This window comes from Microbacterium cucumeris (assembly GCF_058349845.2).
Genome location: NZ_JBYRIZ020000001.1, coordinates 989,919 through 1,010,781, shown reverse-complemented (window position 1 = coordinate 1,010,781; position 20,863 = coordinate 989,919). Strand labels below are relative to the sequence as shown.

Below are 20,863 nucleotides of genomic sequence, written 5' to 3'. Positions count from 1 at the left end.
CTCTCACTCCTGCCCGCGACATAGGCTGGACGAGTGAGTCCCGAGAGCACCCCGCAGCGCCCGACCCCCGCCGTCACGATCCTCATCGACGCCGTCCTCGTCGTGGTGTTCTGCCTTCTGGGCGGACTGTCGCACTCGCTCGGCGAGCCGGATGCCGCGGCGCGCGTCCTCGCCTCCATCTGGCCGTTCCTGGCGGCGCTCATCGTCGTGCACGCCGTGGCGCTGCTCGGAGGGATCGACGCCGCTCGGGTCGTCCCCGGCATCCTGATCTGGGTCGTCACGGTGGCCGGCGGCATGGCGCTGCGCGCGCTGACCGGCCAGGGAACGGCCTGGGCGTTCGTCGTCGTCACGGCGATCGTGCTCGCCGTGTTCCTCGTCGGGTGGCGCGTGGTCGCGCTGCTCCGGCGCCGCCGGTCGCGCTGAATCAGCCGGCCGGGTCGAGCTGGACGACGAGACCGCGGTGGTCGCTGCCGTCGGCGTCGAGCACGACGGACCCCACCGGCTCCCAGTTCCTGCTCGCCATGATGTGGTCGATGGGTGCGCCGACGAGCTCCGGCAGGGACGCCGGCCAGGTGGCCACCGCCCCGTTGCCCGTCGCGGCGGCCGCGTCGCGGCAGTAGCCCATGTCGCCGCCGTCGACGCCCAGGGACGCCATGTGGTCGATCGTGGCGTTGAAGTCACCCGCGAGGATGAAGTCCCCCTCGGGACACTGGTCCGCGATCCACGCCAGATCGCTCTGCCAATGATCCATCGCCTCCGGGCGCGGCGCGACCGCGTGCACCGCGACGACGGTCGGACCGTCGCCGTCCACCGGCATCACGACCGCGCTCGGCACGGAGCTGGTGTTGCTGGACCCGTCCACGGAGGACTGGATCACGGAGTAGTCGCCCAGCTCAGGGGAGATCAGGATCGTGGTCTGCCACGCCTGCGGACCGTCCGGGATGTCCGGGTTGAACTGCACGTGATGGACCCACATCGGATGCCCCTGCTCGCGCAGCATCACGGCTATCCGCGCGCCGACGGACTCCGCCGTCTCGGGCAGCGCCACGATGTCGGCATCCTGTTCCAGGATCTCCGAGGCGATGTCCTCCGCCGGGATGGCTTCGCCTGCCGTGTTCCAGGTCATCACCCGCACGCTGCCCTCGGTGCGCTCCGGGAGCGCATCCGTGCCCAGGCCGCGGACGGCGCCGATCGCGATGGAGGCGCCGGCCCCGATGAGCGCGACGATCAGGATGGACGCCGCGAAGCCGCGCAGCGGCTTGGCGAACAGCAGCAGCAGCGCCAGCACGACGATGACCCCGTAGGCGAGTGCCACCGCACCCCGCACGGCGACCAGCTGCGCGAAAGGATATGTCTGCTCCAACCGGAAGAACTGCGGCCACACCAAGACCGCCGTCGCGATCGCGAACAGCACGGTCACCAGAATCCCCAGCACTCGGAACATCGCCTTCCAGCCTAGGTGCGCGGCCTGTGAATCCTCTGGCGTGCCGGGCCGCGTCTCGACACGGCGCGTCGCCCCGGCGCGAGCCCGTGCGTGCAGCGGGCGATACGCTCGGGGGATGAGGAGTGCCCAGCGGTTTGACGGTCCGAGCGACCTGCATCTGCACTCCAACCACTCCGACGGCACCCAGCCGCCTTCCGAGGTCGTGCGACAGGCGCACGCCCACGGCATCCGGACCCTCGCGCTCACGGACCACGACCGCACGACGGGGTGGGAGGAGGCCGGACGTGCCGCCGCCGAGCTGGGCATGACGTTCCTGCCCGGGATGGAGCTGTCCGCCAAGCATGAGTGGCGCAGCGTCCATGTGCTCGGATACCTCTTCGACCCCATCGATCCGGCGCTCGCCGCCGAGACCGACCGGATCCGCGGTGACCGCGTCGGCCGCGCCGAGCGGATCGTGCGCAACATCGGCCGCGACTACGACCTGCACTGGGACGACGTCCTGGCACAGACGACGCAGGACGCCACGGTCGGACGCCCGCACATCGCGGATGCGCTCATCGCCCGCGGCATCGTCCGTGACAGGGCCGAGGCCTTCGACGGCATCCTGCACCCCCGCGAGGGGTACTACGAGCCGCACTACGCGCCGGATCCGCTGACGGCGGTGCGCCTGATCACCCGCGCCGGCGGCGTCGCGATCATCGCGCATCCGGTCACCAGCGGGCGGGACCGGATGATGCCGCTCGCATTCATCGAGCGTCTGATCGCCGAGGGCCTGGGCGGATTCGAGATCGACCACCGTGAGAACACCGAGGACGGCAAACGGCTGCTGCGCTCGATCGCGGCGAAGCACGACCTCATCGTCACCGGGTCCAGCGACTATCACGGCGCAGGCAAGCCGAATCTTCCCGGAGAGAACACGACCGCCGACGACATGGTCGCGCGGATCATCGACCGCGCCACCGGCACGGCACCGCGATATCCCTGAGGCGCGACTGTCGGGGAACTCCCGGGTGACGACGATAGGTTCCGGGCATGCAGCGGGCGACTTCCCTCGAGCGGCGCATCGACGACATCGCCCATCGACTGCTGCGGGACGCCTCGGCGGGCGGCGTCCGCGCGGGGATCATCGAGTTCGCCGTGTTCGTGCTCAAGCAGGCCTGGGCCTGCGTCTTCGGTGCGGCGCTGCTCGCGGTGATCGTCGCCGCACGGCTCTGGTATCCGGACGACGCGGTGCTCGCCCGTAACGACATGCTGACGATCGCGGCGGTGCTGATCCAGGTCGCCATGCTCGTGCTCCGGCTCGAGACGGGGCGCGAGCTCTGGGTCATCGTGCTGTTCCACATCACCGGGACGGCGATGGAGATCTTCAAGACGGATGCGGGGTCGTGGGCGTACGCCGCGGACGGGATGCTGCGCATCGCCGGCGTCCCGCTGTTCAGCGGGTTCATGTACGCGGCCGTGGGCTCGTACATGGTTCGCGTCCACCGGCTGTTCGACCTCGGTTTCACGCGCTATCCCCGCCGATGGATCACGACCGTCGTCGCCGCGGGGATCTACTCCAACTTCTTCACCCACCACTTCTGGTGGGATGCCCGCTGGGTGCTGCTCGCGGCCGTCGTCCTGGTCTGGCTGCCGACGGTCCTGCACGCGCGGGTGTGGCGGCGCGTGCTCCGGCTCCCGCTGCTGGTCGTGTTCGCCGGCGTCGCGGTGGCGATCTACCTCGCCGAGAACATCGGCACGTGGGCGGGCGCGTGGGCGTATCCGGATCAGGTCGACGGCTGGCAGCCGGTGTCCCCGAGCAAGCTGGTCTCGTGGTTCCTGCTGATGATCATCTCGGTGGTCATGGTGACGTGGGTCTACCCGCCGCGGGAGCCTGCTCCGACTCTGCCGGAAGAGGACGAGGGGCGGATGCCGCAGCATCCGCCCCTCGATGGGAACTCTCAGGCGCCGGTCGCCGGTGCGGCCGGTGCGGAGCCGCCGCCCGAGCCGCCGCGGCGACGGCGACGACGACGGGCCGGAGCCGGCTTGCCGTCGTGATGCTCCTTGCCGGCGCCGTCGTGGGTGCCGGCGCCTTCGGCGGCGCGGTCGGCCGCCGGCGCGGACGCGGCGTGCTCGCTCTTGGTCTCGGTGCCCTCGGTGAACGTCGACCCGACGGGGTCGGCCGCGCGGCGACGGCGACGGCGGCGGCGCGTGGTGCCGTCCGAGGTGCCCTCCGCCGCGGCATCCGCAGCCTTCTCCGGACGCTGGCGCTGGGTCTTGACGGCCTGCGTCTTCGGCGCCGTCGTGAGGCGCCCCTTCGTGCCCTCCGGGATGTTCAGGTCGGTGTAGAGGTGCGGGCTGGACGAGTACGTCTCGACCGGCTCGGGCTGGCCGAAGTCGAGGGCGCGGTTGATGAGCGCCCACTTGTGCAGGTCCTCCCAGTCGACGAAGGTGACCGCGGTTCCGGTCTTGCCCGCGCGGCCCGTGCGACCCGCGCGGTGCAGGTACGTCTTCTCCTCATCGGGGATCGTGTGGTTGATCACGTGGGTGACGTCGTCGACGTCGATGCCGCGGGCCGCGACGTCCGTCGCGACGAGCACGTCGCGCTTTCCGGCCTTGAAGGCGGCCATCGACCGCTCGCGCTGCTCCTGTCCCATGTCGCCGTGCACGCCGCCGACGTTGAAGCCGCGGTCGCTGAGCTCGTCGACGAGCTTCTGCGCCGCCCGCTTGGTGCGGGTGAAGATCACGGTCTTGCCGCGGCCCTCGGCCTGGAGGATCCGCGCGATGACCTCATCCTTGTCCAGGGAGTGAGCGCGGTACACGACGTGCTTGATGTTGGCCTGGGTCAGGCCCTCGTCGGGGTCGTTCGCCCGGATGTGGATCGGGTTCGTCATGAACCGGCGCGCCAGCGCCACGATGGGCCCGGGCATGGTCGCGGAGAAGAGCTGCGTGTGGCGCTTCTCGGGGACCTTCTGGAAGATCTTCTCGATGTCGGCGAGGAAGCCGAGGTCGAGCATCTTGTCCGCCTCGTCCAGCACGACCTCGGTCGCGTTCGACAGGTCCAGCAGACGCTGGCCGGCGAGGTCGATGAGGCGCCCTGGGGTGCCGACGACGATCTGCGCCCCCGCCTTGAGCTGGTCGATCTGGCCCTCGTAGGCCTTGCCACCGTAGATCGCGACGACGCTGGTCGAGCGGTTGCTGGTGAGCAGATCCATGTCCTCGTACACCTGCACGGCCAGTTCGCGGGTCGGGACGACGATGAGCGCCTTGACGCCCGGCTCCGGGTTCTCGCCCAGCCGCTGGACGACGGGGATGCCGAAGCCGAAGGTCTTGCCCGTTCCGGTCTTGGCCTGGCCGATGATGTCCTGGCCGGGAAGACCCAGCGGGATGGTCTGCTCCTGGATGGGGAACGCGTCGACGATGCCCTTGGCGGCGAGAGCGTCGACGATGTCCTGATCGATGCCGAGTTCGGCGAAGGTTGTCACGATGTGATGTTGCCTGTCCGGCGGCCCGTGCGCGGGGCGCGCCACGTTTACGGATCCACGCCGTCTCATGTGCCACAGGCGCGGGGCCCTGCGTCCTGCGGCAGAGCGTGTCTCCAGCCTACCCGAGCACCCGCTCCGGACCGTCAGGCGGATGCTCGGCCGCCGGTCGGGTCGGTAGTCTGAAGTCCATGGTTCAGTGGTTCTGGCAGCGCAAGGCGCCGCGGCGCACGCTTACCCTGCGCAGCCGGGGCGAGGACTCCGGTGCGACGCGCGTCGACTTCGCCGAGCTGGCACCCGAGGAGGACCGCTTTCTCGGGCAGGCCGCCTACCTGCAGCTGGGGTACTTCGAGACGCTGACACGGCTGATCAGGGCGACGCCCGAGCTCAGCGAGAAGGAGGCGCTGTCGCGCGCGGCCGGCGCCGCCCTCGACAAGCACCGCGACATCGTAGACCTCATCGCCGAGCGCGGCGACGACCCGACCGAGCTGATGCTGCCGTTCCGCGAGCACCTGGATGCGTTCCGCCGCAAGACCATCGGCGCGCGTCCGCGCGAGACGCTGCTGGCGGTCTACATCACGGCGGGGATGCTGGACGACTTCTACCTCGCGCTCGCGGGGAGCTACGGCGAGACCGGCCGCCGCGTGGGGGAGATCCTGCGCCAGGACGACCACACCGAGGAGATCGTCGCGATCCTCACCGCGACGATCGAATCGGATGCCGAGTGGCGGTCGCTGCTGTCGATGTGGGCGCGCCGGCTCGTCGGCGACACGCTGCTCGTGGCGCGCTCAGCGCTGCGACCGGAGCGCCTCGTCGTGGACGACGACCGGATCGAGCCGGTGTACACCGAGCTGATGGGCGCTCATGCGCGCCGGATGGACGCGATGGGCCTCGCGGCCTAGCTGCCCGCGTCCCTCGCCCGCGAGCGCCTTCGCGAGAGCGCCTTTCCGCGAGCGTCATTCCGCGAGACTTGGCTTGCGGGGTGAGACTTGGCGCACTGACGCAAGTTTCGCTCTGCAAGCCAAGTCTCGCGGGATGCGTGGGGCAGGATGCGAGGGCGCGGATGCGGCGCGAGGCGACGAGGCTAGATGCCGAGAGCGGCCTTCTGCGCGGCATCCGACCGGCGGCGTGTCGCCGTGAGCCCGAGCGTCGCGAGGGCGGCGAGCAGCAAGCCGCCGCCGATGCTCGCCAACCACAGCCAGATGCTGTCCTCGCCGACGCCGGCCCATTGCATCCCGGTGTAGACCAGAGCCGCGACGGCCGTGGCGATCCCGGGCGTCACCACCACCCCGCGCAGCGCGCGTTCGGGCATCAGGAAGTGCAGGGCGATGCCCAGGGCGCACGCGGCGATGAGTGCGAGAAGGATGTACATGTCAGGCGACGAAGCCGACGCGGCGCGATTCCTCGGTGCCGAGTTCGATGTAGGCGAGGTTCGCCGTCGGCACGATGTACGCGCTGCCCTTCACATCGCTGAAGCTGAGGTGCGTGGCGCTCTGCTCGAGCGCCGAGGCCACCTGCGAACGCACCTCGTCGGGGCTGGAGGAGGTCTCGAAGTTCAGCTCACGGCCGGTGTTGACGATGCCGATGCGGATTTCCACGCGTGCTCCTTGAAGTCGGGGACTGAGGCAACTCTACCCCGCGCCCCGGGGGCGGGATCGGGGTGACCGCCGGTTTCGCCCACGGCGCACACGCCGGTGTCGGCGCGCCGCGTTAGCGTGGAGACATGACCGAGGATGCCGCGCAGACCGCCGTGATCGAGGCGCCCGCCGATGCATCCGCCGTCGTGATCGGCTCCCCGGGCACCGGCAAGACCCGCACGCTGATCGCCCGGGTCTCGATGCTCCTCGAGCAGCGGGGATTGCCGCCCGAGTCGGTGCTCGTGCTGACTCCCAGCCGGCAGGCCGCGACCCAGCTGCGCGACGCTGTAGGCGTGCGCACGCGGCAGGCGACCCCGGGCCCGCTGGCCCGGTCCCTGGCCTCGTTCGCCTTCCAGGTCGTGCGCGGGGCGACGGTGCACGCCGGGTACGAGCCGCCGGCGCTGCTGACCGGAGCCGACCAGGACCGCATCATCGCCGACCTCCTCGAAGGGGATGCCGCCGACGAGCGGGACGGGGCCGCATCGCGCTGGCCGGACCAGCTGAGTCCGGCGATGCGCGCGTCGAAGGGGTTCCGTTCGGAGCTGCGCGCGTTCCTCGCCGAGTGCACGGAACTCGGCGTCGGGCCCGACGAACTGCGCGCGTCCGACGACGAGGTCTGGCGCGCGGTCGGCGACTTCCTGTCCGAGTACCGCCGCGTGCTCGCGGGCATGCGTTCCGCGCACCGCGACATCCCCGACCTCGTGAGCGAGGCGGCCGCTCTGCTGCGCGAGGCCGATGCCGCCGTGCTCGGCCCTCTCGCCGCATTGCGCGTCGTGCTGATCGACGATGCGCAGGAGCTCACGCGCGGCGGCGTCGAACTCGTGCGGGCGATGCGCGCGCGAGGGGTCGCCGTCTTCGCCTTCGGCGACCCCGACATCTCGTCCGGAGCGTTCCGGGGAGCGACGCCCCAGCTGTTCCACGATCTCGCCTCGGTCCTCGAGGAGGTGCACGTGCTGGACGCCCCGCACCGGCAGACGCCCGCCCTGACGATGCTCACGCGCACGGTCACACAGGCGATCGGCGTCGCCGGACGCGTCGACCACCGCCGTGCGCCGGTGCCCGTGGACGACGACGGGGCCGTCTCGACGTTCATGGCGTCGTCGCCCTATGAGGAGTTCGACCGGATCGCGGGCGTCCTGCGGGACTGGCATCTGAGCCACGGCATCGCCTGGAGCGACATGGCCGTGATCGCGCACGACACCCGTCAGGTCGCGGCGCTGGAGACCGAGCTCGCGGCGCGTGAGGTGCCCACGCGCGCCGCCGGGGTGCAGCGCCCGCTCGGCAGCGAGGGCGTCGTGCGCGACATCGTCGGGATCGTGCGTCTCGCGCTCACCCCGCCGGCGGAGCGCGAGATCGATGCCCTGACCGAGGCGCTGCGCACGCCGTTCGGTGGCATGGACGCCGTGGGGCTGCGCCGGTTGCGCGCGCGGCTGCGCCATCTCGAGCTCGCCGACGCGGGCTCGACGCCGGCCGCAGAGCTACTGCGCCAGGCGATGATGCACCCGGCGCAGCTCGACCGCATCGATGCGCCGGAGGCCAGGGCCGCCGATCGGTTCGCGGCGACGCTCGCGGAGGTCGCGGCCGCCGCCGACGCGGGAGAGACCATCCACGAACTGCTCTGGCGGGTCTGGGACCGCGCCCGCGGGCTGGACGGCGCGCGGCTCGAGCGATCCTGGCGCATCGCGGCCGAGCAGCCCGGCGGCGGCGAGACCGCACGGGCGCTGGACAGTCTGGTGGCGCTGTTCGACGCCGCGAAGCGCTTCGTGGAGCGCTCGCCGGAGGAGAAGCCGGCCGTGTTCATCCACGACATCCTCGACAGCGAGGTCCCCGAGGACACCCTTTCCACGCCGGACCGGCCCGGCCTCGTGACGCTCCTGACGCCGGCGACCGCTCTGGGCGGCGAGTTCGAGGCCGTCATCGTCGCCGGTGTGCAGGACGGCGTGTGGCCGAACGTCCGCCTGCGCGGAGGGATGCTGGGGACCTGGCGTCTCGCGGACGCCGTCACGGCGGCCCGCGCCGGCACGACTGTGCCCGCGCCCGGAGTGCTGGATCGCCGCCGCACCGCGCTGCACGACGAGCTGCGGCTCTTCGTGCGCGCCCTCTCTCGAGCGCGATCCCGACTGCTCGTCACGGCGGTGGACGACGACGACGCGACCCCGAGCGGGTTCTTCGCGTTCCTCCCTCAGCCTGACGCTCCGCATCTGCACCCCTCGGCTGAGCATCCGCTGACGCTCCGCGGTCTCGTGGCGCGTCATCGGCGCGTGCTGACGACGTCGACGTCGGCGCTCGCCCGCGAGGAGGCCGCAGGACAGCTCGCGATCCTCGCGGACGAGGGCGTCCCCGGTGCGCATCCCGACGAGTGGTACGGCGTGACCGCGCCGTCCACGCTTGCCCCGCTGCACGATCTGTCCGTCGACGCGGCGCGGGTCTCGCCCTCGCGGATGGAGTCGTTCGAGGAGTGCGAACTGAACTGGGTCGTGTCGGCACTGGGTGGTGACACGATCCTCCCGCCGTCCGCGGGAATCGGCACGATCGTGCACGAGGCGATGGAGAAGGTGCCGGACGGCGATCTCGAGAGCATGCGCGCGATCCTCGCCGAGCATTGGCCCGAGCTGGACTTCGAGACGGCATGGATCGGCCGGAAGGAGCGCCGGAGGGCGGATCAGTACATCGACCGTCTGCACTCCTACCTGTCCGACGTCACCGCGGACGGCGGGCGCGTGCTCGCCGGCGAGGTCGAGTTCCGCTTCGCCGTCGACCTCGAAGAGGACACCGAGGTCGCATCGGAGACCGGGACGGCGCCGGCCGTGCACGGACTCACGGCGGACTCCGGTCCTCACCCGCATCGTGCGGTGGTGCACGGGTTCATCGATCGCGTGGAGGCGTATCCGCCGGGCGGCGGGGAGCACGCCAAGGCCCGCGGCCAGAGATGGGACCGAATGGCCCCGGGCACAGAAGAAGGACGGGTCGTGGTCGTCGATCTCAAGACAGGCAAGTACGAGCCCGAGAACGAGCAGAAGGTCGTCGATCACGCGCAGCTCGCCGCCTACCAGATCGCCGTGCAGCAGGGCCTCATCGACGGCGCCGATCCCGCGGCGCTCACGGGAGCGCGTCTGGTGCTCGTGGCCAAGACACTGTCCGGCAGCGAATACCGCGTCGCCCACCAGCACACGCTCGACGGCGAGGCGCGCGCCCGGTTCCTGAACCGCATCGCGGACGCCGCGCGCGGCATGTCGGCGAGCAGCTTCACGGCGCAGACCGAGGCGCACTGCGCGGACACGCAATGGCGGGTGCAGCCCTGCCGCATCCACACCGTCCCGGCGGTGAGCGCATGAGCACGATCTCCACAGAGGAACCCATGCTGGACGCCTCCGCCGACTGGCCCGATCCTGGAAACGGGATCTCGGCGACCGACATCGCCGCCGCCCTCGGGCTGCCGGCGCCGACGGTCGCCCAGCAGCGCGTGATCGAGGCGCCACCGGCCCCGGCCCTCGTGGTCGCGGGCGCGGGCAGCGGGAAGACCGAGACCATGTCGGGGCGCGTGGTCTGGCTCGTGGCGAACGGGCATGTGCGCCGCGACGAGATCCTGGGTCTCACTTTCACGCGCAAGGCGGCCGGCGAACTCTCCGAACGCATCGGGGCGCGTCTGGCCCTGATCGACGAGTACGGCCGGCGAGGCCTCCTGCCGCATCTTCCCGAGATCGTCGCCTCGGGGGCGCTCATCCGGGTGGATGCCGCGGCCGCCGGACCCCAGCGCGATCTCGTCCGTCGGCAGGTGCTCGACGAACTCGGCGAGCGCTTCGGGGTCGCCGGGGCGCCGCCCGCGGCGCGCAGCGCGGAGGACCTCCTGATCCGCCCCCGCGTGTCGACGTACAACGCGTTCGCCGATGCCATCGTGCGCGAGCACGCGGCGCGCATCGGTCGGGACCCCGACGTGGCGATGCTCAGCCAGGCGGCCTCCTGGATGCTGGCCCGCGAGGTCGTGCTGCGGGCGGATCTCCCCGAGCTCGAGGAGATCGACCGGGCGGTCGGGACGGTCGTGGACGCCGTGCAGCGTCTCGCCGGGGACGCGCTCGACCATCGCGCCGATCTCGACCGCGCCGACCGGATCGCCCTCCGGCAGGCTGAGCAGTTCGCTCCGTACACGAGCGGGGGCACGGGGGACATCGACAAGGCAACGGCGAATCTGCTGGCCCTTCCCACCCTCACGGCGCTCGTGCGCGAATACATCGCCGAGAAGCAGCGCCGCGGCGTGCTGGACTTCGCGGATCAGGTGGCCGGCGCGTTCGACATCGTCGAATCCTCTCCCGACGTGCGCGCCGAGCTGCGTGAACAGCACCGCGTGGTCCTGCTGGACGAGTACCAGGACACCTCGGTGATCCAGACCCGGTTCCTGGCAGCCGTGTTCCGCGACTCGGCGGTCATGGCGGTGGGGGATCCGCACCAGTCGATCTACGGCTGGCGCGGCGCGAGCGCCGACAATCTGTACGCCTTCTCGCGCACCTTCGCCGGATCCGTTCCCGCCGTCACCTACAGCCTCATGACGAGCTGGCGCAACGATTCCCGCATTCTCGACGTCGCGAACCGCGTGCTCGAACCGCTGCAGCGGCCCGGCCTCGACGTGCCTCCTCTCGAGCCGCGACCCGGCGCCGGATCCGGAGAGGTGCAGGTGCGCTTTCCGCTCACCGTCGACGACGAGGCGGTGGCGGTGGCCGACTGGTTCGCCGACCGACGCGAGGCGCACGGGGGTCCGAAGCCGCACACCGGAGCCGTGCTGTTCCGCTCCAAGCGGCACATGCAGACCTTCGCGGCCGCGCTCGCCGCGCGGGGCATCCCTCATCGCATCCTGGGGCTCGGCGGTCTGCTGGCCACACCCGAGGTGGTCGACGTCGTCTCCGTGCTGCGGGTGATCCACGACCCCAACGCCGGCTCGTCGCTCATCCGGCTCCTCGTCGGACCGCGGTTCGCCGTCGGCGTCGCGGACATGGCCGCGCTGTACGACCTGGCAGCGGAACTCTCGCGCCGGGACAGCGGCCTGCTCCCGCTCCCGGACGACCTGCGTCAGCGCATCCGCTCCTCGCGCGGCGCCGACGAGGCGGTGTCGATCATCGACGCGGTCGATGTCGTGCGGAGTCTGCGCGACGACTACCGGCTCCTGGAGAGCATCACGCCCGAGGGGCGGGCGCGGCTGCGCGCGGCGGGGGAGATGCTGGAGCGGTTGCGTCGCGCCGCGGCGCAGCCGATCCCCGAGCTCATCCGCCTCATCGAGACGGAGCTGCGGCTCGACATCGAACTCGCCGCGAACGAGACCCGGGGCCCTGCGCGCGTCGCATCGACCCAGTTGCGTGCGTTCGCCGACGAGGTGCGCGCGTTCCTGGCGGCGGACGACCGCGGCACGATCGGGAGCCTCATCGCCTGGCTCGACAAGGCCGAGAGCACCGACGAGCTCATGCCGCGCCCCGAGCCGCCCGAGCCCGGCGTCGTCCAGTTGCTCACCATCCACGGATCGAAGGGGCTGGAGTGGGACGCGGTGGCGGTGGTCCGGATGGTCGACGACGAGCTGCCGTCGCGACCGACGGACACCTCGGGGTGGTTCGGGTTCGGAGTGCTGCCCTTCGTCCTGCGGGGTGACGCCGACGCTCTGCCTCGCTTCACCTGGATCCCTCCGGCTGAAGAGGAACTGGATCCCGTGAAGCGCAAGAAGGCCGGGGTCGCCTCGCTGACGAGCTCGAGCAAGACGAACCCGGGCGCGCTCACCGTGTTCAAGGATCGGTACCGCGAGTATCAGAAGCAGGAGGAGCGCCGGCTGGCCTACGTCGCCGTGACCCGCGCCCGCACGGATCTGCTGCTGACGGGGGCGCACTGGGCCGGGCAGAAGAGTCCGCGCAAGCCGTCGCCCTATCTGCTCGAGGCGCTGGACGTGCTCGGTTCCCCGATCCCGGGGGAGCCGGGCGAGGAGAATCCGTACGACGGCCCAGGGAAGACCACCCGGTGGCCGCTGGACCCGCTCGGCGCGCGACGCACCGCGGTCACGGCCGCGGCTGAGGCCGTGCGCGGAGCACGGGAACGCCGGTCCCTGCTCGAACCGACCCCGGAGCTCGCGCGCCTGCTGGCGGAACGCGCCGCGCGGCAGGTCGGCGCGGTCGCCGATGCGCCCACGCGTGTGCCCGCGTCGCGGTTCAAGGACTACGTGACCGACTACACCGGCACGGTGCGCTCGCTCGCGCGACCCATGCCGGAGCGTCCCTACAGGCAGACGCGTCTGGGCACGCTGTTCCACGCCTGGGTCGAGCACCGATCCGGGCTCGTCGGAGCGGGCACCGCTCCGGATGCCGCGCTCTGGGAGCGTGATGAGGAGGCTCCCGAGGCGGACGAGGTCTCCGCGGCCGATCAGGCCGACATGTCGCGGCTCCAAGAGATCTTCGAGCGAAGCGAATGGGCGCCGCTGCAGCCCATCGCCGTCGAGATCGAGATCGACTTCGCCCTCGGCGCGCCCGCGGCGGGAACTTCCGCCGGGGGCGAGCACATCGTCATCTGCAAGCTCGACGCCGTCTACCGACGCGCCGATCGCGGCGGGCGCATCGAGATCGTCGACTGGAAGACCGGCAAGGCGCCCCGCACCGCGGCGGAGAAGGAGGAGCGGATGCTGCAGCTCGCGCTGTACCGGCTCGCTTATCACCGCCGGTTCGGTGTGCCGCTGGACGAGATCGACGTCGCCCTCTACTACGTGGCGGACGACCTCGTGATCCGCGGCGACCGGATCTATTCGGAGGAGGAGCTGGTCCAGCGCTGGAGCGCGGCGCGAGCCGCGCGCTGAGCCTCGTCCACACCGTCGCCCTCCGGGCGCTCACGCTCGCGAGCGTCGGGCGAGGTCGGTTCCGCCTCGTCGCGCGGCCGCAGGTCGGAGTCGGAGATGTCGGTGAGATCGGCCGTGGCATCGGCGTCGCCGACCGGCTCGGACTCCGCGTTCTCCAGCCAGAGATCCCCCGGGTTGTAGGCATCCGTCTGCATCGACGTGTCGACGCCGGAAGCCGCCTGCTCCGGGACGCGATCGAGGGCGTCCAGGGCGGAGTCCACCCCGTCTCCGCCACGTTCGGCGATCACGGCCAGATCGTCGCCGCGCAGGCCCTCGGCGAGGGAGTCCAGCAGCGCGGCGGCGTCGTCCACGATGTCGGGGCGGTGCAGGGCGTCTCCGTGCACGAGCCACCGCGCGAACTCGAGTTCGGCGAGCAGGCGTGCCCGGACGCCGATCGCGGCGTCGGGGGCGCGACCGGATGCCGAGGTGTACGCGGCCTGCACATCGGCCGCGGCATCCGGGGCCGCCGACAGCCAGGCCAGATCGACCGCGGGATCCCCCAGGGACAGGGCGTGCCAGCCGACCACGCCCGTCACTCGGGGGCCCTCCTCCGGGTCGTCGGCGAACAGGAAGGACGTGGACTGGGCACCGCCCAGAGTGACCGCCGATTCGAATCGCCACAGTTCGTCGTCGTCTGCCGCCTCGCGCCACCGGACGGTCAGCCGTGCGGGAACCCGTCCGGTGGAGGCCGCCCGGTCGACGAGTCCGCGGATCTCGGTGCGCACATCCTCGGCGGTGCGCGCGGGAAGCCCCGCTCCGCGGACGACGGATGCCGGGAGGGCATGGACGGCCGCGATCGCCTGTCCCATCGAGACCGCAGCTCCCCGTCCGGCGGGGACGTCGGCCGCCTCGACGAGGAAGCCGTCCAGGAGTTCGGTCACCAGGGCGCGGGAGTCCCCGAGACGGGTCTCGCCGATGTACTCCGGGGCCCGGAACGGCAGCATGGCACGGGCACCGGCGGTCAGTGCGCGCAGCGCCAGGGCCTCAGCGGCCAGTTCGCGCGCGGTCTCGTCGTCGTCGGCGACGCGGATCGCCAGCTCGCGCCCGTCGGCCAGGGTCGCGACCGCGGAATCGAAGCGTCCGTCGCCGGCGGCCGTGAGCGGGCGCGCACCGGTCACCTCCGCTCCGGGCAGTGCCGCTGTCACCGCCGCCGCTAGAGTGAATGCAGAGCGTGCCATGCCCCCAGGGTAGGTCGGCCGCCGGTCCCATCCGTCCACGCCACGCCCGGAGAGGGGGAGTCGATGACCCTCGGTCGCGCCCTGTTCGACCGCGCCGCCCACCTGCGCGACGTGCCGGGGATCCTCGACGCGCTGCGGGCGTCCGAGGAGGTCGAGGTCGTCGTCGTCCGGGACGGTCGGGCCCGCGTCGCCGACGGCGCTCTCGTCACGACCACGCCGGCCGAGGTCGGCGAAGCGCAGTGGGCGCTGCTCGGCCGCCGCCCCGCGGGCACGCCGCTGCTCGTGGCCGCGGTCGACGCGCCCGCCGAGTCGATCGACGCCGCCCCGGCCGAGACATGGCTGGGTCTGCGGGACACGGGCGGGATGCTGGACGAGCTCGACACCGAGATGCTCGTCGAGGCCGTCACGCTCGCCGGATGGCTGCGCGACGCACGGTACTGCCCGACGTGCGGAGTCGCGATGGAAGTGCGCCAGAGCGGCTGGTCGCGCCTTTGCACGGAGTGCGACCGCGAGCATTTCCCCCGGACAGACCCCGCCGTGATCGTCGCGGTGGAGAGCGAGGACGGCCAGGCGCTCCTGCTCGGCGCGAACGCGCAGTGGAACGGTCGGATGTACTCCTGCTTCGCCGGATTCGTCGAAGCCGGGGAGTCGCTGGAGACCACGGTCCACCGGGAGATCGAGGAGGAGGCCGGGGTGCGGCTCAGCGCGCTCCGGTACATCTCCTCGCAGGCGTGGCCCTATCCGCGATCGCTGATGATCGGATTCCGGGCGACCGCGAGCGCCGAGCGCGCCGCCCGCCCCGACGGCGAGGAGATCATCGACGTGCGGTGGTTCACGCGCGCCGAGATCGGTTCGGCGCTGGCCGGAGACGGGCCGGTCGGCCTGCCGGGGCCGGCCTCGATCGCGCGCGCTCTCATCACCGACTGGTACGAGGATCGCGAGCGGCCTGACCGGGCCGAGCAGGCAGGCCAGGGCGCGCAGGCCGCGCAGATCGACGTGGCCGTGCTGAGCGAGCGGAGCGAGTCGAAGTGAGCGCGCTCGACGCGCTCGACGAGCGGCAGCGCGAGGCGGCATCCGTGCTGCGCGGACCCGTCGCCGTGCTCGCGGGCGCCGGTACCGGCAAGACTCGCGTGATCACGCACCGCATCGCGCACGGCGTCGACACCGGTGCCTACTCGCCGTCCCGCGTCATGGCGGTGACCTTCACCGCGAAGGCAGCGGGTGAGCTGCGCGGGCGCCTGCGGGCTCTCGGGGCCGTCGGCGTCTCGGCACGGACGTTCCATGCGGCAGCTCTCGCGCAACTGAACTTCTTCTGGCCGACCCTTACGGGTTCTCCCGCGCCGAGCATCGTGGACAACAAGGTGCGCGTTCTCGGTCAGGCGGCTGATGCCTTGCGTCTGCGTCTGGACCGCGCCACGCTGCGCGACGTCGCGGGCGAGATCGAATGGCGCAAGGTCTCGATGATCGGCATCGATCAGCATGCGACCCTCGGTCGCACGGTCGGCGGAGTCACGGTCGAGCAGCTCGCCGACCTGCAGCGCGGTTATGAAGTGCTCAAGGACGAGCGTCATCAGCTCGACTTCGAGGACGTGCTCCTCGCCTGCGCCGGGATGCTCGAGGCGGAGAGCCGGGTCGCGGCCTCGGTGCACGAGCAGTACCGTCACTTCACGGTCGACGAGTACCAGGACGTCTCGCCGCTGCAGAACCGGCTGCTGGAGCTGTGGCTGGGCGACCGGCGCGATCTCTGCGTGGTGGGCGACGCCAGCCAGACCATCTACTCGTTCGCCGGCGCCGACCAGCACTACCTGCTGGACTTCGAGCGGCGCTACCCGGATGCGACCATCGTGCGGCTCGAGACGAACTACCGCTCCCAGGCGCCGATCCTCGCGGCGGCGAACGCGCTCATGCGCGGGCGGCCGGGAGCCCTCGAGCTCATCCCGGCGCGTGAGGCGCTCACCGCCGAGTCGCCGTCCGTGACGGCTTACGATTCCGAGACCGAGGAGGCCGAGGGGATCGCGCGGCAGATCGCCGCACGCATTGAAGACGGGGTCCCGGCATCCGACATCGCCGTGCTGTACCGCGCCCACGCGCAGTCGGCGGCGATCCAGCAGGCGCTCGCGGGCCAGGGCATCGCGACCACCGTGCTCGGAGGCACGCGGTTCTTCGACATGCCCGAGGTGCGCCAGGCGGTGCTGGCCCTGCGGGGAGCCGCCGTCGCGCCGACCGAACGCGACTTCCTCTCGAACGTGCGCAAGGTGCTGCGCGAGCTCGGTCTGTCGGAGGAACCGCCGGCCGCGGGCGGCGCGCAGCGCGACGGCTGGGAGGCCAGGCTCGCACTTCTGCGTCTCGCCGAGGAGGCGGCGCCGGGTACCACGCTGCGCTCCTTCGCCGACGCGTTGATGGCCAGGGCGAAGGACCAGCACGAACCCACCCTGCGCACCGTCACCCTCTCGACGCTGCACGCCGCCAAGGGCCTGGAATGGCCGCACGTGCACGTCGCAGGCTGGGCCGAGGGAGCGCTGCCGATCTCGTACGCGACCGACTTCGAGGCGATCGACGAGGAGCGGCGTCTCGCCTACGTCGGAATCACGCGGGCGGGGCGCAGCCTCACGCTGTCCTGGTCTCGGGCAGCCGGACGCGGGCAGCGGTCGGCGTCCCGGTTCCTCGCTGAGATCGGAACGACGGCTCGCGGCACCGGCATTCTGCGTGAAACCGCACCGAGCGCCACTGCCGGCTCCCGTCGGCGCTGAGCCGCACCATCGCCGATTCTGTTCCGGAGTCCTCCGTGGCCGGCATGCGCAGCAGACGCGCGACGAGGCCGGCCGCCTCTGCGACCAGCGCGCGGGGGATCGGGGAGTCGTCGCGTCCCACCAGCTGGCAGTGCAGCAGCGGCCACGCGGGATCGCGGTCGCGATCGTGGCCGTCGCGGCACGCCAGGCACGGTGTCCGCCCGGGGACCACGAGAGGGCCTGCGCTGACCCCGGCGGCGTCGAACGACACCGGCAGATGGGCGATGTCCTCGCGCAGGTAGGGGTTGAGCTGCGCGGCAGCGGCGGCGCCATGGACGAGCACGACGCCGACAGCGGCAGGATCCCGGCGGCTCGCCTCCGCGACGCCGAAGTCCGCGAGGGCCTCCAGCATCCGCACGCCCACGCGCGAGTCCGAGATGTTGACGCTCTCCGTCCACACGGTCGGCGGCGGGGGATCCTCGGTCCGCAGCACCGGACGGAGCGCGTCCAGCAGCGCTCGCGCGTCGAGCCGCGGAGCGCCGAGCGCGTGCGCGACCACGTCGAACGAGTTCAGAGGGATGCCCGTGCACAGGCGGGAGACGAGCCGCTCCACCCAGGGTTCGTCGGCGCGGACGCGGACGTCCCCGGGTACGCCGAACTGCAGCGTCTCCCCATCGCGCCACAGCGGGGCGAACTCGGGAGCGATCCTCGTGAGGACGGCGGACGAACGCGGCATGCACCGATTCTCATCGCCGGGGCGACGCCCGTGGGCTCTGAGGACGGATCCGTGGAGAACTCCGCAGCCGTCAGCCCCTGTGCAGAGCGGGTGCTCAGACCGGCGTCTCTCCGTGTCCCGTGCCCTCGCCGTCGTCCTTCGACGGCCGCTCCGTGGACGGTCGATCCTCCGCCCCGCCGCCGGTCGCTGCATCGGTCCCGATCTCGCCCTCGGTCGAGCTGAAGTCGTCGCCGTCCAGCAGTCGCGCCAGCGCCTCATCGAATTCGTCGGCGGGCGGCTCCTCTCCGCGTGCCGACGCCTGCAACCGGGCGATCAGCGCAGACGGGTCGTCGATGTCCGCGGCATCCGGCATGAGGTCGGGGTAGTCCCACAGTGCGTCGCGGGCGGCGACGCCGACGGCGTCGGTGACGGCGCGCCACATCGCTGCCGCCTCGCGCAGACGGCGGGGGCGCAGCTTCAGGCCGACCAGGGCACCCAGGGCGTCTTCGGCGGGTCCGCCGACCGCGCGACGGCGTCGGGCGGCCTCGGCGATGCGCAGGCCGTCGGGAAGGCGCGACGTGGCCTCGGCGGTCACGACGTCCACCCAGCCGTCGATCATCGCGATGATGTTCTCCAGCCGCGCGAGCGACTCGCGCTGCGCCTCCGTCTGAGCGGGCAGCAGTGCGCCGCCCTCGATCGCGGCGCGCAGCTCCTCCGGGTCGGACGGGTCGAGCCGGCTCGCGACGTCCTCGAGGGCGTCGACGTCGACCGTGACACCGCGGGCGAAGTCGGTGATTTGGCTCATCACGTGCAGGTGCAGCCACTTCGCGTGCCGGTAGAGACGCGCGTATGCGAGCTCGCGCGTCGCCAGGTACAGCGCGATCTGGTCCTCAGGGATCTCCAAGCCCTCGCCGAACGCCGTGAGGTTCTGCGGGATGATCGCGGCGGTGCCCGCGGGGAGCACGGGGATGCCGACGTCGCCGCCCGAGACGACCTCGAGCGAGAGGTTGCCGAGCACCTGTCCGAACTGGGCCGCGAACACCGAGCTGCCGAGCCCCCGCATCAGACGCCCGGCGCCCTGGACGACCTGGCGCATCTCCTCGGGCACCTGCGTGTCCAGCGCGCTGGTCAGAGCATCCGCGATGCTCGTCGAGACGGGGTCGGCGATCTCCTTCCAGACGGGAAGGGTCTCCTCGACCCACTCGCCCCGGGTGAGCACGCGGGGCGCGTCCGCGAGCTCCGAGATCGTCGTCGCCTCGCCCAGCCACAGGTTCGCCAGGCCGAAGGCGTCCGCGAGCGAGGTGCGCGAGCCGTCCGTGATGCCGAGGCCGTCCCGGTTGGCGATGTGCAGCGCCCGGCGCAGAGCGTTCTCCCATGGATCGCCGCCGAAGGCGCCCTGGAGTTGGGACATCAGCTGCGACATCATCGCCGGGTCGAGGGCGATGCCGTCGGCACCGCCGAGCGCGTTCCGCAGCGCGTCGAGGTCGAAGTCGGCCCCGCCGTTCGACATCATCCGGCGGATGAACTCCTGGAAGTCCTCCGGGTTCGGGTCGTTGTCTGCCATGTCGATCGCCCTCTCAGCGCGCCTGAAGCCTGTGGCCTCTACGCTAGTTGCAGCATCCTGCGCAGGACCCGACTGTTCGCAGATCGCTGTACGCCACTCGCGAACGACGGAGGTACCCCTGTGAGTCAGACCCGGCCCCGACGACTCGGGCTGGGCGTCTGGGCGCTGATCGTCGCCCTCATCGCCCTCGTCGTGCTCACCTTCCTCCCCACCCCCTACGTGATCCAGCGACCGGGGCCGGTGTACGACACCCTCGGCACCGCGGAGGACGCCGACGGCGAGGAGGTGCCGCTGATCGAGATCTCGGGCGCCGAGACGTTCGAGACCGCCGGGACGCTCGATCTGACCACGGTGCAGGTCGTCGGCAACCGGCAGCGCACCCCGAGCTGGTTCGAGCTCGCGCTGGCCTGGATGGACTCGTCGCGCGCCGTGGTGCCGATCGAGAGCGTGTTCCCCGAGGGGGTGACGACCGAGCAGCGCGACGAGCGCAACGCCGTGCTGATGGTCGACTCGCAGCACGAGGCGACCGCCGCGGCCCTGGGGGAGCTCGGTTACGACACCGGCGCGCAGGTCGAGGTCGTCGAGGTCCTCGACGACGGCGCCGCCGCCGGGGTCCTGCAGCCCGGGGACGTCATCCTCGCGATCGACGGCACGGCGGTGGAGTCCGGCGCGCAGCTGCGCGAGGCGATCCAGGATGCCGGCGGCGACCCGATCTCGCTGACAGTGCAGCGCTGGGGGGAGCAGACCGAGGTCGAGCTGACCCCGCAGAAGACCACGACCGACGGCGTGGAGACCTGGTTGATCGGGATCACCCTGACGACCGAGTACGACTTCCCAATCGACGTCACCATCCAGCTGGACGATGTCGGCGGACCGAGCGCCGGGATGATGTTCGCGCTCGGCATCGTCGACATGCTCACTCCCGGCGAGCTCAACGGCGGGGAGAACATCGCCGGCACCGGCACGATCGAGGCCGACGGCACCGTCGGACCCATCGGCGGCATCCGGCAGAAGCTGTACGGCGCGCGGGATGCCGGAGCGGACTTCTTCCTCGCCCCGGCGTCGAACTGCGACGAGGTCTCCGGACATGTCCCCGACGGACTGCAGGTGTTCTCCACGTCCACGCTGGACGAGTCCATCGGCATCCTCGACACCATCGCCGAAGGCGGCGACCTGAGCGACCTGCCGACCTGCGACGCGCCGGTCTCGGCCGCCCCGTGAACCGCGTTCCGCGCTGAGCGGACACCTGAGCCGCATCCCAGGCATCATGCCTAGGATG

At 71.6% G+C, this 20,863-nt stretch carries 15 protein-coding genes; 9 read left to right on the top strand and 6 right to left on the bottom strand.

The annotated features are described in order from the left end of the window. The first annotated feature begins 33 nt into the window (after positions 1-33). Positions 34-423: a DUF3054 domain-containing protein gene (locus tag AC3RXZ_RS04960; protein ID WP_243224797.1), complete on the top strand. Its 390-nt coding sequence runs from the start codon at positions 34-36 to the stop codon at positions 421-423. 1 nt (position 424) lies between these two features. On the opposite strand, the gene AC3RXZ_RS04955 is transcribed toward AC3RXZ_RS04960, so the two are convergent. After that, on the bottom strand, positions 425-1,444 hold the full coding sequence (locus tag AC3RXZ_RS04955; RefSeq protein ID WP_243224798.1) for an endonuclease/exonuclease/phosphatase family protein: 1,020 nt from the start codon (positions 1,442-1,444) through the stop codon (positions 425-427). Positions 1,445-1,559: 115 nt separating this feature from the next. Between AC3RXZ_RS04955 and AC3RXZ_RS04950 the strand changes: the two genes are divergently transcribed. Continuing rightward, the gene (locus AC3RXZ_RS04950) at positions 1,560-2,429 is read left to right on the top strand and encodes a PHP domain-containing protein (protein ID WP_243224799.1); all 870 of its coding nucleotides are present in this window, start codon (positions 1,560-1,562) and stop codon (positions 2,427-2,429) included. Positions 2,430-2,476: 47 nt separating this feature from the next. Further along, complete coding sequence (locus tag AC3RXZ_RS04945) at positions 2,477-3,481, top strand: DUF817 domain-containing protein (RefSeq protein ID WP_243224800.1); 1,005 nt, start codon at positions 2,477-2,479, stop codon at positions 3,479-3,481. On the opposite strand, the gene AC3RXZ_RS04940 is transcribed toward AC3RXZ_RS04945, so the two are convergent. Next, positions 3,385-4,908: a DEAD/DEAH box helicase gene (locus AC3RXZ_RS04940; protein ID WP_491493321.1), complete on the bottom strand. Its 1,524-nt coding sequence runs from the start codon at positions 4,906-4,908 to the stop codon at positions 3,385-3,387. The two genes, AC3RXZ_RS04945 and AC3RXZ_RS04940, sit on opposite strands and share 97 nt — an antisense overlap. Positions 4,909-5,096: 188 nt before the next feature. Between AC3RXZ_RS04940 and AC3RXZ_RS04935 the strand changes: the two genes are divergently transcribed. Then, on the top strand, positions 5,097-5,807 hold the full coding sequence (locus AC3RXZ_RS04935) for a ferritin-like fold-containing protein (protein ID WP_243224802.1): 711 nt from the start codon (positions 5,097-5,099) through the stop codon (positions 5,805-5,807). Between the two features lie 182 nt (positions 5,808-5,989). Here AC3RXZ_RS04935 and AC3RXZ_RS04930 read toward each other — a convergent pair whose 3' ends face one another. Continuing rightward, entirely contained in the window at positions 5,990-6,277 is a 288-nt protein-coding gene (locus AC3RXZ_RS04930) for a hypothetical protein (protein ID WP_243224803.1), read from the bottom strand. A gap of 1 nt (position 6,278) precedes the next feature. Next, positions 6,279-6,503, bottom strand: a complete 225-nt coding sequence (locus AC3RXZ_RS04925) for a DUF3107 domain-containing protein (protein ID WP_243224804.1) — start codon at positions 6,501-6,503, stop codon at positions 6,279-6,281. A gap of 125 nt (positions 6,504-6,628) precedes the next feature. Here AC3RXZ_RS04925 and AC3RXZ_RS04920 point away from each other — a divergent pair, with 125 nt between their 5' ends. Then, a complete protein-coding gene (locus AC3RXZ_RS04920) occupies positions 6,629-9,877 on the top strand; it encodes an ATP-dependent helicase (RefSeq protein WP_491493320.1) in 3,249 nt (1,082 codons plus the stop codon). 23 nt (positions 9,878-9,900) lie between these two features. After that, on the top strand, positions 9,901-13,359 hold the full coding sequence (locus tag AC3RXZ_RS04915; protein ID WP_491493501.1) for an ATP-dependent helicase: 3,459 nt from the start codon (positions 9,901-9,903) through the stop codon (positions 13,357-13,359). Here the strand turns inward: AC3RXZ_RS04915 and AC3RXZ_RS04910 are convergent. After that, on the bottom strand, positions 13,305-14,576 hold the full coding sequence (locus tag AC3RXZ_RS04910; RefSeq protein WP_491493319.1) for a phosphotransferase: 1,272 nt from the start codon (positions 14,574-14,576) through the stop codon (positions 13,305-13,307). The genes AC3RXZ_RS04915 and AC3RXZ_RS04910 overlap by 55 nt on opposite strands. 63 nt (positions 14,577-14,639) lie before the next feature. Between AC3RXZ_RS04910 and nudC the strand changes: the two genes are divergently transcribed. Both nudC and AC3RXZ_RS04900 read left to right on the top strand, forming a co-directional pair. After that, complete coding sequence (gene nudC / locus AC3RXZ_RS04905; protein WP_491493318.1) at positions 14,640-15,608, top strand: NAD(+) diphosphatase; 969 nt, start codon at positions 14,640-14,642, stop codon at positions 15,606-15,608. Beyond that, on the top strand, positions 15,605-17,326 hold the full coding sequence (locus tag AC3RXZ_RS04900; RefSeq protein WP_243224809.1) for an ATP-dependent helicase: 1,722 nt from the start codon (positions 15,605-15,607) through the stop codon (positions 17,324-17,326). The genes nudC and AC3RXZ_RS04900 overlap by 4 nt, the downstream gene beginning before the upstream one ends. Positions 17,327-18,135: 809 nt before the next feature. On the opposite strand, the gene AC3RXZ_RS04895 is transcribed toward AC3RXZ_RS04900, so the two are convergent. Next, a complete protein-coding gene (locus tag AC3RXZ_RS04895; protein ID WP_243224810.1) occupies positions 18,136-19,584 on the bottom strand; it encodes a zinc-dependent metalloprotease in 1,449 nt (482 codons plus the stop codon). A gap of 120 nt (positions 19,585-19,704) precedes the next feature. Between AC3RXZ_RS04895 and AC3RXZ_RS04890 the strand changes: the two genes are divergently transcribed. Beyond that, on the top strand, positions 19,705-20,805 hold the full coding sequence (locus AC3RXZ_RS04890; protein WP_243224811.1) for a YlbL family protein: 1,101 nt from the start codon (positions 19,705-19,707) through the stop codon (positions 20,803-20,805). Positions 20,806-20,863: the final 58 nt, after the last annotated feature.